This is a genomic window from Burkholderia cenocepacia (assembly GCF_014211915.1).
GTDB lineage: Bacteria > Pseudomonadota > Gammaproteobacteria > Burkholderiales > Burkholderiaceae > Burkholderia > Burkholderia orbicola.
Window position 1 is genome coordinate 324,602 of record NZ_CP060041.1, and the last position, 14,080, is coordinate 338,681.

The following is a 14,080-nucleotide window of genomic DNA, read 5'->3' on the forward strand; positions in this document are numbered from 1 at the left end:
AAAAGGCGTGAGAGGGCGACCGAACGACATCGCGACCTCCCGGGCTTTTATCCCTCCGTGGAGCCTCGCCGTTTCCTCTCGTCGAGGCGAAGGCAAGACCGGATTGCTCTCGGACCAGGCATCGCGCGGCACACGCCGCACGACCGGAACCCTAGCGATCCTGAAGATGATGCAAATTGCTTCGCACCTCTCGGGCATCGAATAAGCGAGTTGCGTGCCAGCCGCCGCTCGATGACCGCACGACGCGGCCCGGCGGCGCGATGCCGCGCGACATCCGAATGACCGACGCATTCGCTTGCCCTCGCGGCGGGCGCGCGGCGCACCATGCGCACGCAAGCGCGCACCGGTGCAGTGCGCGTCGCGTGCTCGCCCACCGGCCGATGCGTGATGGCATGGGCATTGCTGAACCCATGCACCGTCACCTCATATCCGATCCTTCATGAACAAGCTCGACCTGCTCCGGCGCGTACTGCACGCGCTGTTCGCCGCCCGCTTCATCGAACTTCAGCGCGCCACCCGCCGCCGTTGAATCGCCTTGCCGCGCGCCGTTGGCACGCTTCTCGCTCGGCATGACGCCGAGAGGTGCGGCGGCGTCGCATCTTAGGGTTGCTAGGGTTCCGGTTCATCGAACGTCTGGTCCGAGAGCAGCCCGGCGCGAGTTCGTCCGGTCGCGAGACCGGATGCACGCGTGCTACACGGCGGGACAAAAGCCCGGGAGATTGGCGATGGCAACGGCCGTCGCGCCTCTCCGTGGCCGCTTCGTTCGTTCCGCATCCGCAGGAACCGGTCACGCAGCCGGACCATGTGCTCGCGCACGGTCCGTATCGACGATCCCGATCCCGGTCTCCTGGAGAACAACGATGACCCGTCCCGCCCCGGCGTTCCGCCGCCTGCCGTCCTTCCGTTTCATCCGTCATGCATTGGGCGCCGCCGTCGCGGCCGCCACGCTATGGGCGGCGCCTGCCGCACAGGCTGCCGCACCGCTGAAGATCGGCTACAGCGACTGGCCCGGCTGGGTCGCGTTCCAGGTCGCGCTCGACAAGGGCTGGTTCAAGGAGGCCGGCGTCGACGTCGATTTCGAATGGTTCGATTATTCGGCGTCGCTCGACGCATTTTCCGCAGGCAAGCTCGATGCGGTCGCGGCGACCAACGGCGATGCGCTGGTAACGGGCGCGTCCGGCGCGAAGAACGTGATGATCCTGCTGACCGACTACTCGGCCGGCAACGACATGATCGTCGCGAAGCCGCCGCTGCGCACCGTCGAGGCGCTGAAGGGCAAGAAAATCGGCGTCGAGCTCGGCCTGGTCGACCATCTGCTGCTCGAAACCGCGCTGCAGAAGCACGGGCTCAAGGACGGCGACGTCACGCTCGTGAATGCGAAAACCAACGAGCTGCCGCAGGTACTCGGTTCGTCGGCCGACATCGCCGCGGTGGCCGCATGGCAGCCGAACGCCGGCGAGGCGTTGAAGCGCGCGCCGGGCGCACGGGCGATCTTCACGTCGGCGGATGCGCCGGGGCTGATCTACGATGCGATCACCGTCGCGCCGGCGAGTCTCGCCGCGCGTCGCGCCGACTGGGCGAAGGTGATCAAGGTCTGGTATCGCTGCGTCGCGTACATCAACGATCCGAAGACGCAGGCCGATGCGGTCAAGATCATGTCGGCGCGTGTCGGGCTCGCGCCGGCGCAATATCTTCCGCTGCTGAAGGGCACGCATCTGCTTGACGAGGCGGCCGCGAAGCGTGCGTTCCGCAAGGGCGACGGGCTCGATTCGATCTACGGCTCGACGCGCAACGCGAATGCGTTCAACGTGCGTAACGCCGTGTACAAGCAGTCGCAGGACGTCGACGCGTATATCGATCCGCGGCTCGTCGATGCGCATTGAGGGCGGAAAGCCTGCCGGCGCGGCAATGCGCTGCGCCGGTGGGCGACTCTGATGCGCTCACGTGCTCCGAGGTCGCAAGCGGTCATTGCCCGCCCATGCCGTGCCGATGCCTCGTACGTCATCGACCGCCGTGTATTGACGGGGCGCTTACGCGAAAGGGAACGGGCCCTCGAAGTGCCCCACGTAACACAAGTGGGAAACCGCTGGCTGACCTCGACCTGCCCAGCGATGCAGCATGTATGCAGGGGGTTCGAGAAAGGAAGCGGGCTGCGCGTCAGCTTCAACGCGCAGCGCAATCTGAGTGGTCGTGCTCGGGCAGGTGAGTACCGGAACGCGTCCAAGACGTGTCTGCATCGACCGGTGGACGTGCCCGGCAAGAATGCGATCTACGTTGTCGTGGCGCGCCAGAACCGCAGCAAAGGCCTCGGCATTTCGCAATCCGTAGATGTCCAGATAAGGAATGCCGGTCATGAACGGTGGATGGTGCATGACGATAACCACGGTCCGATTGCGATGCTCGGCAAGTTCAGTGTCGAGCCACGCCAGGGTTTCGGCGTCCAGTTCACCGTGATGTAGCCCTGGAACGGAGGTGTCCAACGCCACGAGGCGTAGTTCGCCCACGTCCAGCGCGAACGAGAGTGCGCCCTCGTCCGGAAGCCACGCGTGATCCGGGAACGCGGCTCGCAGATTGCCACGGTCGTCGTGATTACCCGGCAGAACCACGAACGGTCGCCTCAACTCGACGAGCAGTTCGCGAAGTTTTCGATACTCGTCTTCGGTGCCCTCGTCCGTCAGGTCGCCGGAGATGACGACCAGGTCTGGCTCAGGTCGAATGCGGTTCAGCGAATCGACGGCCGCCGAAAACATGACGTTGGAATCCACGGCGTCTTGATACAGGACGCCGTGAGGCCGGACATGAATATCGGAAAGTTGTGCGATGACCGTCACTCGGCGCTCCGTTGGCTTTGACCTGCCCGTACATCGATCGAGAAGATTTTAGGCCGGACAAAATTCGCCCATCGACAGAGGCTTTCGGTGACAACGGTCGGGCGCCATGCGCGCTCAATCGTGCGTCAGCGTGGCTGATTCGGGATGACAAGTAGACGCACACGCCGGGTGGCGAAGCACGAAAGGCGGCTTCTGGCCGAACGCGGCCGGCCGCCGCCCCGTGACGCGCGACCGGCGCAGATCGACCCTGACCGGTCGATTAAATCGCTACAAAGCGGTCACTCGATCATGTCTCGGGTTAAGACTAACCCGCACATACATATGGCATTTCTTGACACGATCTACACAGTCGGTCTCGATTCGGGCACCGCGGGTGATTCGAATGCATGGGGATATTCGTGCCGAAACCAATCTTTCACCTGATCGTGGTTGAGCGCAAAGAATTCGCGCGATCGTGGTATGAGGACAAAACCAAAAGCGAGCAGACAAGTGGCAAGGCCGAAGCATGTATAAACCTCGCCCACCGGCCAATGCGTGAGCGCCGCGCCTGCGATCATCGGTCCAAGGATGCCTGCAATCTGCGTGGTCATCATGCTGGCGGCGAGAATGCGCACGCGGAAATTCTGCGGGATAGCCAATGAGCGGTGAGTCGCGCCAACGAGGCCCACCGACGCGTTGGCGAAACCCACACATGTGAAGGCCAATACGAGAACGATGGGTGAATGGACCCAGCCCGAAGCAGCAAGAGCCAGCCCTTCGCACATAGCGGCCCCCACCCGGACGTTGAATCGGCCGAAACGACTAACTAGTGCATCAGAACCACGAAAGCTTCCGAGTAGTAAACCTATCGATAAGGCCGCTTCGCAAGCACCTAGCCAGAGACCCGACAGCCCAAGTGATTGCACTTTGAGCGGGATCAGCATGCCGACTGCGGGGCCTTGGAATATCCAGACGAGGAAGTTTACAAGTGTCCAGCCGCGCTCCAACGGGACGATCCATTTAGCATGCAGTCCGGCGCGCAGGTCATTCCACCAACGAGCTAAACTGCGATGGTGTTCGCGATGCTGAGATTGGGACGGAAGCTGCAAAGTCACGTAAGCAGCGACGCCGAGTAATATGCCGTTCATCCAAAATGTTGCGGCGATACCGCCCAAGGCCAGTGTCGCGCCAGCCAATGCTGGACCTAAGGCACGGCCGGCCGCTTGCGTCGATTTACGAAGACGAAGCGCTTCCCCCAAACGATTCGCCGGAAGAAGTTCGGCCGAAATGGTGGAACTGGCCGGATCGATGAAAGCTTTGGCTATGACACTGACCACGCCTATGCAGATGAGAGGCATCAGTCGGTAGTCGGACAGCGAGGCGAGCGTAGCGAGGGTAAAGGCGACCGCCATCAGGGTGCATAGACCCCATGCAATCTGCGGTCTCTTTGCGTAGCGATCCCCTAGCGGCGAAAGCAGTGGCATTGCAAAAATCGTGATGATGGCAACGCTTACGCTGTAGGTCGCCAAGTCGTGCGCGCCACCCCGGTGAACGATCCACCAAGGGAGCGTGATATAGCCAACCATTTCTGCCAGGATCCTCATCAGATCGCTTAGAAGCAGACTGGCGAGAGGGACGCTGATTGAGTTTATGCGTGCTTTGATTTCCCGAAACACCGCCTTCCCCCTGTTGAGTTCGAAGATGCTACCTCAACATTTTTCTCGCCGTTTAGATGCACGTCTCCAGAGGCCGACGTTTTATTAGTGGCGACATACAGGGCCGATTCGCGACTGGCGACGCTTCGGATAGCGATGGTCAGCAATTCACGTAGGTATGTCGAGCGTCCCTTCCTGGCCGTATGCCGCCCGACGCGTTCGGCTGTAGTCGACCCACAAGGAGCAGTCGAGATCGCGGAAAGCCGACATTCGCGCCATCGCTTTACTACATGTAGCCGGTGATATGGCGCTTGCGACTGTCCGGAGCCGCAAGCCGCACCGGCATTGGATTTCGCTACACGAGCCCCTGAGCGGTCATCGCTAACAATAGTCGCTCAGCGCCGATGCCGAAACCGGCTCCCTGCTGATAGGCGCCGCCACCCACCACTTGCTGTTGGGCTCCGAGTTCGGTACAGCGTATTTCGAAGCCCCGACCGTTCAGATAGTAGCTGAGGCCTCTGCGGGCCGAATCGTCGATTTCATAGCGGAGGCCGAGTGAATCAAAAAAGCCGAGCGCCACCTCCCGACTGCGTTTGAGGGCGGATTCCGGGTTGGGGCATAGATACTCAAATCCTAGTTGGGAGAATTCGCGGTAGCGACCGGCTTGAGGTCGTTCATAGCGGTAGCATCGAGCGATATAAAACAACATCCGCTCCCGTTGTCGGCCCAGCAGCTCGCTGCATCGCTCCTGGAACAGCGCCGTTGCCTCAGGAATCAGGCAGCAAGCGCGTCCCTTCTTATCGGGAAAGGCCCACATCTGGCCGATGATCTCGCTACCCCGGCTTTTTGAATGAATGTATCTTGCGACCACAACGCCGGGACAATCGCCTCCTCTGCTCCAGCGTTAATGAAGATAGCTCCGGAATTGGGTTTCCAGAGCGCGAATTTGTGCAGCTTCCTCGCCAACGATGAAACGTGTTCCGCGAATCATGGTCATGAAAGTCTCCTCGGGGTGAAAAATAAAAAAGGCGCCGTAGGCGCCTTGGTCGTTTGTACAGGAAGGGGAAACTGCAACCCCGGATGTCCTGCTATGGACGTAACGAACCACGGCGCATCGAGTGACGACCGTGATGATGACGAGATTGGTTCGGGACGTTACGGAGTTCCATGCTGGCCATATTGGCACATTAATTTTGATTTGTGAACCGATCCACATGTCTCGGAGGCCCCGACGTGATCTCAAGGACCAAAACGAGTCACGTGGCTAAAGATCGTCGACAGTCTATCCTCTGTTGCCGACCGACCGGTTCTGGCCGAACATGGCCGGCCAATGCTCTGCAATGTGCGGCCGTCGCAGTTCGACCCGCTGTAGCCATTGGATGCCTCGGCAACTCAACGGCAAGGTTCAGTGCCAAGCTGATCTTCGGATGTCCAACTGCATGCACCGGCGAAGATCCTCGGACATTAGCACTGATGGGCTGTTACTCCGCGCTTTAGTAACGGACTGCGCAAGTGGCCGTCCCGGGCTGCCCTTTACTCTCTTGACGCGGCGTCAAGAGCCGTTCAAGCAGATCGGCGCTGTCTAGTTGCGCAATCCACCAGTTTAAAGCGTTCCCTACCTTGTCCTCGCGCCAAGCGAGGTAGCCATTCGTGAACTCGCGCACACCCACAATGCGACGCGCGACCAGCCTGCCTTCGTGTATCGGTTCTTTCGCTACGAAATCAGGCAGCATCCCGACAGCGATACCTTCACACAGTGCTTGCAGTTTAGCTGCGAGCGTCGGCACGATGACCAGTGGCTGTCCGTCACGGGTGGCCACAGATTGCCGTTGCAGTTCGCGAGAAGTGTCACTGATGACAACGCCTCGATATCCTGCGATCGTTTCGCTCTCCAACGGCTCGGGGATGCGGGCGAGTGGATGGTCCGGAGCCACGACAAAAACGTGCCGGAGAGTTCCGATTGGCCGGGCCGCTATATTGGCGGCATGCGGCGGCTCGCCGAACGCCCCTATCGCGAGATCGGCACGCCGCGTAACCAGGGCATCCCACACGCCCCCAAGCACCTCGGTGGAAAGACTTAGCTGGGTATTCATCTCCAGGTCGTAGAAGGCATGGACATATGGCCATAAGGACTGGATTGGCAAGATTGCATCGACGCATAGTCGAAGCTCCGATTCCCAACTGTCTCGAATGCCTTTTGCTTTGGCCTCCAGGTGTCGAGCCGCGTCTAAAAGTCGACGCCCATCTTCCACAACAGCACGACCCGCTTCCGTGAGTCTCGTCCGTCTGCCGCTGCGATCGAACAGCTCGACATCCATGTCGCTTTCCAGCTTTTGCACAAGGTAAGTGAGCGTGGACGGAACTCTATGCAACAACTCGGCCGCCTCGGCGAATGTACCGGTCCGGTCAATTGCATCCAAAACTTCGAGAACTTCAAATGACAGCTTGGTCGCCATGCAGCATCCTTAGATACTTCTATCGTTCACAGGCTTCACCGCGACGGCCGAGCGGCTTTGCCGCAGCAACGCTTCCATGCGGTTGCCCAACCTTTCGGGACTCGCTCGGATGCTGATCAAATGGACAAAGGCGATGTCGTCCCTGACTCGGATGCTCTCGTTGACGAAGCATCCGGCCACTCAATGGTCATTGCGGCAAGAGTCTAAGGTACACGCTGCCGTTTGTCTGCTCGTGGCGTGACGCACAGTCAGCCAGGCGCATGATTCCGCTCGCGTCAATTTAGTTGTCGCCCCGCCAGCGCAGCCACGGGCCGTTTATCGGTAGCGGCGAGCGGCGACCGAGTCGCATTCCGGGTCAAGCGCCACGGCATCGACCGGTGTCCGGTGTGCGTGTCCCAAGACGATCGGACGCGCCCATATTCGCGCCTTCGCGTTCAGGGCGTGGCGTGCCGCGACGGATACGATTGGCACGCGTGAGTCCGTTGGCAAGGTACAGTCGACGTTCGAATGGCTGCTTGAGAGCGATTGCCTAGGACTGTCGAGGCCGACTGCTGCCCGACACAGGCGGCAACAGCCGACCCAGAACGGGCCTTCAGATTTATCCAAAGCGGCCAATCGTTGTGACCTGCGGCGGGATTTTATAGCCTCGCTCGATGAGTATCTTGGCCTCGGCGCGACTGCGGAATCATTCCCGATTAAATCGCTTCTCCCGCAGCGTGCCGTTGGAACCTTCAACGGAGTCGTTCTGCCAAGGGCGGCAAGAACGGACACAGCGTGTACGATCTGGTCTTCAAGAAAACCATCCAAGGAGAGAGGAATGAATCCGGAACAGGCCCGAGCCGAAGAAACCCAGGCGATGGAGCGCATGGTGGCCGCCACGCTGCGCGTGCAGAGTACGTTCGCCTCGATGCAGAAGCAATTTCCGCCGCAAGGCAGCGGCGAGCCTTCGCCGTTCGCGCTGCAAACCTTTGATGCCGCCCTGCAGGAACTTGAAGACGCACAGGCCGCGTTCGATGCGCTGCTGAACGATCTGATCGACGGTAACCGCTAAAGGCTACGCCCTTATCCGCACCGATTGCCGACGATCTAAAAAGCTGTGTCGAACGGCCGTTCTTGGCCGGTAGCGGCCTCTCGCCACCGCCGACCGCAAGCCCGACGGCGAATCATCCCCCGATCCGCGCTTCCCGCTTCATACACCTCTCGGCAGCCGCACCGCAAACACGGTTTCCGTCTGATCGGACCGCGCGTCGATCCGGCCGCGATGCGCCTTGGCGATTTCCCTCGCGATGAACAAGCCGAGCCCCAGGCCGGCATCGTCACCCTTCCTTCCCTGACGCTCTTCCCCGCGCTCGAGCGGATCGAAAATGCGGTCGAGCGTGCGCGGATCGATCGCCGGCCCGCTGTTGCCGACCTCGACGAACACTTCATCGCCGGTCGCCGTGGCCACCACCCGCACCGGTGTATCGCGCGCGCCATACTTGATGGCATTGCTCACCAGGTTGCTCAGCAGCTGCTGCATTCGCTGGTCGTCCCATTCGCCCCGGAGATCGCCGCGCATATCGACGGTAATTTCGCGATCCGGATGACCGGCCCGCAACTCGTCCACCACATTGTCGAGCACATGTGCGAGATCGATATTGCGGGGAACGACGTTGATGCCCAGCCCGAGCTGGGTTCGATTGAAATCGCAGAGATCGTCGAGAAGGCCCTGCATGCGGCCGCCGCTTCTGATCAGCCGAGCGGCGGCCTCCGATACGGCCTCACCTGCGTTGAGGGCGGCAAGATACGACGCCGTGAGCTGGATGGTCTGCAGCGGCGTGCGCATGTCGTGACTCAGCATGCCGAGAAGCAGGTTGCGAGCCTGTTCGACCTGTTCGGTAAAAAAAGAGACTGATTCGGCCAGCGCTTGATCGATCGCTTCGTTGAAGCGAATCATGTCGTCCATATCGGGCGTGGCCGGCTGACACGCATCGATCCACAGCCGCAGCACACTGGCACGCAGCGCCCGATACTCGGCTGCCAGCTGGTTGATGTTGAAGCCCCGCCGGGCGCGCAGAACGGCATGCGTCTGGGCGGCCGTCTCGCTGGCGTTCGCCGGCTCGGGGGCGCGCCCCAGCGATTTTTCGTGTTGCGCTTCCCGCGTTTGCGGGGTCGCGATGTCCTTGGCGACGGCGATCAGGATTTCGCGAGCATGGTCGCGTAGCCCCTGCGAGTTCATGTGCCTCGCGGCCGGTAACAGCGTGGCGGCAAACGCTTCCCACTGCACCAGGATCGTTTCCATGTTCCGTACGATGAAATCAGCAAGACGCATATCGCCCCTCACAACGGAATGAACGTTGGACGCTTCTGTCGAACCGCACGATATCACTGAATAACAGCGTTATCCGACGATTCGATCGCCGCCGTCGTCATTTCCGGCTGCACGGGCGGCGAACGCCCGGCGGCCAGGGCCCGGCGGGCCTGACGATTCCGGATGCACCATGGTCCTTTTCAGGGCCGAAGTAGGCTTCGATTCGCACGCCCGTCACGTCGGGCGGCCAGCATCGCCGATAATCGATGCGCGTCACCCCCGTTCTGCCGGACGCCGTCTTTCGGTTGCCGCGGCACCGGCAGCACGAACCTTGCTTCGCGCCCGTTCGACTTCCATCCTACGGTGGAGTCGGCCGCCTCTTCCCGCCACGGCCGGCCACCGGCACGAAACTGCACATGCCCAGGAAAAAATCCAGCCTCTGGCTGCGGCATCTCGAACTGTTTTCCATCGCGACCGGTGCGCGGCCGAAGAAGCGGGCCGGCAAGCCGCGACCGGCCGCCCAAAAAACCGCCGCGAAGGCCGCTCAACGGCCCGCCAAGCCGGCCGCCCCCGCTCGCGCCCGCGCCGCCAAACGGACAGGTGCCACGCATACCGCACGCACACCGTCGGCCCAACCGCCCGGCACCTGGCTGCGCTCGTTTCATTCCGCCGGTCCGAGTGCCGGCCGGCTCGTGAACCATCTTGCGTATGCGCTGTATCTTCCCACCGCACCCGCCAAGACAGCGGGCATGCCGGCGGTCGTCATGCTGCACGGCTGCAAGCAGACCGCCGAATCGTTCGCCACGGGCACGCGCATCTGCCGTCTGGCCGAGCGCGCGGGGTTCGCCGTGCTCTTTCCCGAACAGGCCAAGACGACCCATGCGCACCGCTGCTGGCACTGGCATGGCGACGCGACCGAGTCCGAAGCCGCGGCCGTCGCGTCGCTGGTCGACGCCATCGTGCGGCGCCACGGCTTCGATCGCGACCGGATCTACGTGGCCGGCCTGTCCGCCGGCGCCGGGCTCGCCGCCGCGCTGGCGCTCCGGTATCCCGACCGTTTCGCGGCCGTCGGCCTGCACTCCGGCCCGGCCATCGCGCCGCCGTCGTCGACGATGGCCGCGATGAGCCTGATGCGTCGCGGCCTCCGCGACGATCCGGTCGCCGCGCTCGACGCGTGCGCCGACGTCGCGTCCTATCCCGGCATGCCGGCCCTCGTCATCCACGGCGCGCTCGATACCGTCGTGACCGACCGGAACGCGACGCAGCTCGGCATCGCGTTCGCGCGGCTCAACCGGCTCGTCGACGAACACGGGGCGATCCGCATTGGCGAGCAACGCAGCTACGCGCAGGACGATGCGGACTACGTCGATTATCTGAAGAGCGGCCGGCTGGTCGTCAGGGTGTGCATCGTCCGCCGGCTGCCGCATGCATGGAGCGGCGGAGACCCGAGCGAGCCGTTCCATTCCGCCAAGGGGCCGGACGCGACCGCGATGTTCTGGCATTTCTTTCGTCGTCAGCGCCGCAAGCGATTGGCGTGACGCATGACGCTCGCAGCGGCCGCTCGCGAGCGGCCGCCGTCACGACGTCAAACCCGCTGCTCCAGCGCTGCCGCGTTCGTGCGCTCGCCGGCACGCCGAACCGGCAACCGTATCCGGAACGTCGTGCCGCGCCCCGGCTCGCTGGTCACGTCGATGGTGCCGCGATGACGCTCGACGATGCCGTGCGATACCGACAGCCCGAGCCCCGTGCCCTGCCCGACCGGTTTCGTGGTGAAGAACGGATCGAAGATCCGCCGGACGACGTCGGGCGTCATGCCGGCACCGGTATCGCTGATCGCGATCGACACCTGATCGCCGTCGCACGACGTGCGGATCGTGATCACGCCGCGCTCCGGAATCGCCTGCGCCGCGTTGACCAGCAGGTTCATGAAGACCTGGTTCAATTGCGACGGCAGGCATTCGACGTGCGGGACATCGCCGTAATCGCGCACGATGTCGGCCTTGTACTTGAGCTCGTTGTGGACGACGTTGAGCGTGCTCTCGAGGCCCGCATGCAGATCGACCACGCTCCATTCGTCGCTGGCCGGCCGGGAAAAATCGCGCAGGTCCTGCACGATGCGTCGCACGCGCAGCGCGCCGTCGATCGACTCGTCGATCAGCATCGCGATCTCGTCGCGGACGTAGTCGAGATCCGCCGCGCGGTGCACGGCCGTCAGCGCATCGCGGGTAGCCGGATCGAGCTGCGGCAGCGCGGCTTCATGCGCGGCGACCACGTCGAGCAGGCTGCGCACCCACGTCTTCAACGTATTGAGGTTCGCGCTGACGAAGCCGATCGGATTGTTGATCTCGTGCGCGACGCCGGCCGCGAGCTGGCCGATCGACGCGAGTTTCTCCGACTGCAGCAACTGCTCGTGGGTTTCCTCGAGCGCATGCAGCAGGCGCCGCTGTTCGTCCTTCTCCTGTTCGAGCAGCGCGTGCGCGGCCTTGCGCTCGTCGATCTCGGCCGCCATGTTCTCGCGCGTGCGTTGCAGCATCTGCGTCGTTTGCTCGTAGCTGTACAGCGCGCGTTCGAGTTCGCCGGTTCGCACCCGCACGAGCCGTTCGAGCGTGTCGGTCATCCCGCGCAGGAAAGTCGTGCGCGCATCGAAGCGGCACACCAGCAGCGTGACGACCAGCGTCGCCATCGTAAACAACGCGACGGTGGTCGCGAGCCACGGCGCGTCGACGCCGTTCGCGGCGCCGCACCGCGCATCCGGCGCGAAATGCGCGGCCGCCATCGCCGTGTAGTGCATGCCGGTAATCGCGAGGCCCATGATGACGGCCGCGCCGATACGTTGCGCGGTCGCGTGGCGCGCCTGCTGCATGCGCAACGCCTGCGCAATCCACAACGCGGCCGTCGATGCGATCACCGCGATGCCGATCGATGCAGCGAACAGCCCGGCATCGTAGCGAATGCCGGGCTGCATGTGCATCGCGGCCATCCCCGTGTAGTGCATGCCGGCGATCCCGCCGCCCATCAGCACGCCGCCCATGCACAGCCGCCGCCAGCCCAGCCGTGCGCGCGTGACGACGTTCAGCGCGAAATACGATACGAGCACCGCGATCGCCAGCGACGCGCCGGTTTCCTGCCACGCGTAGCCGAGCGGCACCGGCAACGAAAACGCGAGCATGCCGACGAAATGCATCGACCAGATTCCGGTGCCCATCGCCGCCGCGCCGCCGCCGAGCCACGCACGCTTGAGCTTCGGATCGTCGAGCAGCGAGATGAACGCGGCGAGGTCGAGCGTCGTATACGACGCCAGCGTCGCGATCGCGAGCGACAGCACGACGAGCGGAAGGTTGTAGATGCCATGCATGATCGGGCGCCCGCAACGGGTTGAGTGCATCGCCGCGGCGGGGGCAAGCACCCGTCCCGCGTGCCATCGGGTCGACGTTCGACGTCAGGCCGGCGGCACGCCTGCGCTGGGTGCGTGCGCCTGCGCGGCCGTCCCGGCCAGCACGAGAATGTCGAACGGCGTGCCCTCCCGCGTTTCGAAGCGACGCACGAGCTCGATCTGATGCGCGGACATCACGCTGCCTTTTGTCATCAGCAACACGCCGCGATGCGTGCGCAGATCGTCGGCGAGCTCCATCCCTTCACGCAGTTGCGCCGACCGGATTTCCGCGACGGACGCCGCGATGCCGAGGCTCGCCGGGTCACGCATCAACTCGATGAAGCCTGCAACCAGTTGCGGGTCGTAACGCACGCTCGCCTGCGAGCGCAACACGTCGATCGCCTGCTCGATCGAATGCGGCGCACCGATTTCACCGTGGCGCAACCCTTCGAAGTCGCGCGCGATCGCGACGATCCGCGACCCGACCGGGATCGCATCGCCGACCAGCCCGTCCGGCGTGCCGCGGCCGTTGAAGCGCTCGTACTGGTGCAGCACGATCGATGCGACCTTGTGCAACTGGGCGACTGGCGTCAGCACCATCTGCGCACGCAACGGATGCTCCTGAAACACGCGGTGCTCGTCCGTCGTCATCCGCGCGAGCGGCTTGTGCAGCAATTCGTCTGGCAGCGACAGCTTGCCGATGCCGTGCAACAGCCCCGCGAAGTAGACGTCCTGCGCATGCAGTTCGCTCATCCCGGACGCCAGCGCGAGCCGGCGCGCGATCTCGCCCACCCGCATCGCATGCCCGCTCGCGGCCCCGCAGCGCAGCTCGATCATGCTCGCGCACACCTGAACCATCGCCGTGAAACTGCTTTTCAGGTCGCTTTGCGCCGCTTCGAGAAACATCACCGTCTGGCCGAGTTCCTCGGTGCGCGCGCGAACCTGCGTTTCGAGGTCCGTATTGAAATGGCGCAGCGCTTCGTTCTGCGCCGCCGTCAGCGCCGCCAGCCGGGCCGCTTCGCGACGCAGACGGCGCTGTTCCAGCGCGTGCTCGATGGTCAGCAGCAGGTCGTGATCGTCCCACGGCTTGTTCAGGTAGCGATACACGCCGCCTTCGTTGACGGCCTGCACGACCGACGCGAGTTCCGCATAGCCGGTCAGCAAGATGCGCATCGTGTCCGGGTACAGCGCCCGTGCACGCGCCAGGAATTCCGCGCCGCTCATGTGCGGCATCCGCATGTCGGACACGATCAGGTCGATGTCGGTCGACGCCAGGATCTCGAGCGCCGTCTCGCCGCTGTCGGTGGTCACGATGTCGTAGCCGGTGGGCCGAAATACGCGCCTGAGCGCCGACAGCACGTTCGGTTCGTCGTCAACCAGCAGGATCGACGGGACGCGGGGCACTTCAACGGATGCGGCTGCGGTGTCGGACGTTTCGGGCGGCACGGCATTCACGCCGTTTGTTGCAGATGTCGTCATAATCGGCCTCGGATCAA

The 14,080-nt window shown here is 63.3% G+C and carries 10 protein-coding genes and 2 riboswitches; of the genes, 3 read left to right on the plus strand and 7 right to left on the minus strand.

Annotated features, from left to right (window positions below; all coding sequences use genetic code 11):
• Positions 1-34: 34 nt before the first annotated feature.
• A riboswitch (guanidine-I (ykkC/yxkD leader) is annotated at positions 35-166 on the minus strand.
• A gap of 432 nt (positions 167-598) precedes the next feature.
• Positions 599-720, plus strand: a riboswitch (guanidine-I (ykkC/yxkD leader).
• Positions 721-860: 140 nt separating this feature from the next.
• Complete coding sequence (locus SY91_RS30670; protein ID WP_043886719.1) at positions 861-1,883, plus strand: ABC transporter substrate-binding protein; 1,023 nt, start codon at positions 861-863, stop codon at positions 1,881-1,883.
• Positions 1,884-2,030: 147 nt separating this feature from the next.
• Here SY91_RS30670 and SY91_RS30675 read toward each other — a convergent pair whose 3' ends face one another.
• From SY91_RS30675 to SY91_RS30690, 4 genes are all read right to left on the minus strand, one after another.
• Positions 2,031-2,831, minus strand: coding sequence for a phosphodiesterase (locus SY91_RS30675; RefSeq protein WP_023475134.1), 801 nt, complete (start codon positions 2,829-2,831; stop codon positions 2,031-2,033).
• Between the two features lie 341 nt (positions 2,832-3,172).
• The gene (locus SY91_RS30680; protein ID WP_260632524.1) at positions 3,173-4,414 is read right to left on the minus strand and encodes an MFS transporter; all 1,242 of its coding nucleotides are present in this window, start codon (positions 4,412-4,414) and stop codon (positions 3,173-3,175) included.
• A gap of 406 nt (positions 4,415-4,820) precedes the next feature.
• Entirely contained in the window at positions 4,821-5,282 is a 462-nt protein-coding gene (locus SY91_RS30685) for an aminoacyl--tRNA ligase-related protein (RefSeq protein ID WP_260632525.1), read from the minus strand.
• 676 nt (positions 5,283-5,958) lie between these two features.
• Positions 5,959-6,921, minus strand: a complete 963-nt coding sequence (locus SY91_RS30690) for a LysR family transcriptional regulator (protein WP_043886723.1) — start codon at positions 6,919-6,921, stop codon at positions 5,959-5,961.
• Between the two features lie 817 nt (positions 6,922-7,738).
• Here SY91_RS30690 and SY91_RS30695 point away from each other — a divergent pair.
• Positions 7,739-7,972 (plus strand): hypothetical protein, encoded by a 234-nt coding sequence (locus SY91_RS30695; protein WP_011549124.1) that lies wholly within the window; start codon positions 7,739-7,741, stop codon positions 7,970-7,972.
• Positions 7,973-8,110: 138 nt separating this feature from the next.
• On the opposite strand, the gene SY91_RS30700 is transcribed toward SY91_RS30695, so the two are convergent.
• A complete protein-coding gene (locus SY91_RS30700; RefSeq protein ID WP_043886727.1) occupies positions 8,111-9,232 on the minus strand; it encodes a sensor histidine kinase in 1,122 nt (373 codons plus the stop codon).
• Positions 9,233-9,627: 395 nt separating this feature from the next.
• Here SY91_RS30700 and SY91_RS30705 point away from each other — a divergent pair, with 395 nt between their 5' ends.
• Positions 9,628-10,749: an alpha/beta fold hydrolase gene (locus SY91_RS30705; RefSeq protein WP_023475135.1), complete on the plus strand. Its 1,122-nt coding sequence runs from the start codon at positions 9,628-9,630 to the stop codon at positions 10,747-10,749.
• A 47-nt stretch (positions 10,750-10,796) separates the two neighbouring features.
• On the opposite strand, the gene SY91_RS30710 is transcribed toward SY91_RS30705, so the two are convergent.
• Both SY91_RS30710 and SY91_RS30715 read right to left on the minus strand, forming a co-directional pair.
• Positions 10,797-12,566 carry a histidine kinase gene (locus tag SY91_RS30710; protein ID WP_023475136.1) on the minus strand — a complete coding sequence of 590 codons (1,770 nt, stop codon included), beginning with the start codon at positions 12,564-12,566 and terminating at the stop codon, positions 10,797-10,799.
• Positions 12,567-12,650: 84 nt separating this feature from the next.
• Positions 12,651-14,063 carry an HD domain-containing phosphohydrolase gene (locus tag SY91_RS30715; protein WP_023475137.1) on the minus strand — a complete coding sequence of 471 codons (1,413 nt, stop codon included), beginning with the start codon at positions 14,061-14,063 and terminating at the stop codon, positions 12,651-12,653.
• Positions 14,064-14,080 lie beyond the last annotated feature (17 nt).

Coding starts and splice junctions, on each gene's coding strand:
- SY91_RS30680 (WP_260632524.1), bottom strand. CDS start 4,414: ATGAGGATCCTGGCAGAAATGGTTGGCTATATCACGCTCCCTTGGTGG.
- SY91_RS30685 (WP_260632525.1), bottom strand. CDS start 5,282: ATGTGGGCCTTTCCCGATAAGAAGGGACGCGCTTGCTGCCTGATTCCT.
- SY91_RS30715 (WP_023475137.1), bottom strand. CDS start 14,063: ATGACGACATCTGCAACAAACGGCGTGAATGCCGTGCCGCCCGAAACG.
- SY91_RS30695 (WP_011549124.1), top strand. CDS start 7,739: ATGAATCCGGAACAGGCCCGAGCCGAAGAAACCCAGGCGATGGAGCGC.
- SY91_RS30705 (WP_023475135.1), top strand. CDS start 9,628: ATGCCCAGGAAAAAATCCAGCCTCTGGCTGCGGCATCTCGAACTGTTT.
- SY91_RS30700 (WP_043886727.1), bottom strand. CDS start 9,232: ATGCGTCTTGCTGATTTCATCGTACGGAACATGGAAACGATCCTGGTG.
- SY91_RS30710 (WP_023475136.1), bottom strand. CDS start 12,566: ATGCATGGCATCTACAACCTTCCGCTCGTCGTGCTGTCGCTCGCGATC.
- SY91_RS30690 (WP_043886723.1), bottom strand. CDS start 6,921: ATGGCGACCAAGCTGTCATTTGAAGTTCTCGAAGTTTTGGATGCAATT.
- SY91_RS30670 (WP_043886719.1), top strand. CDS start 861: ATGACCCGTCCCGCCCCGGCGTTCCGCCGCCTGCCGTCCTTCCGTTTC.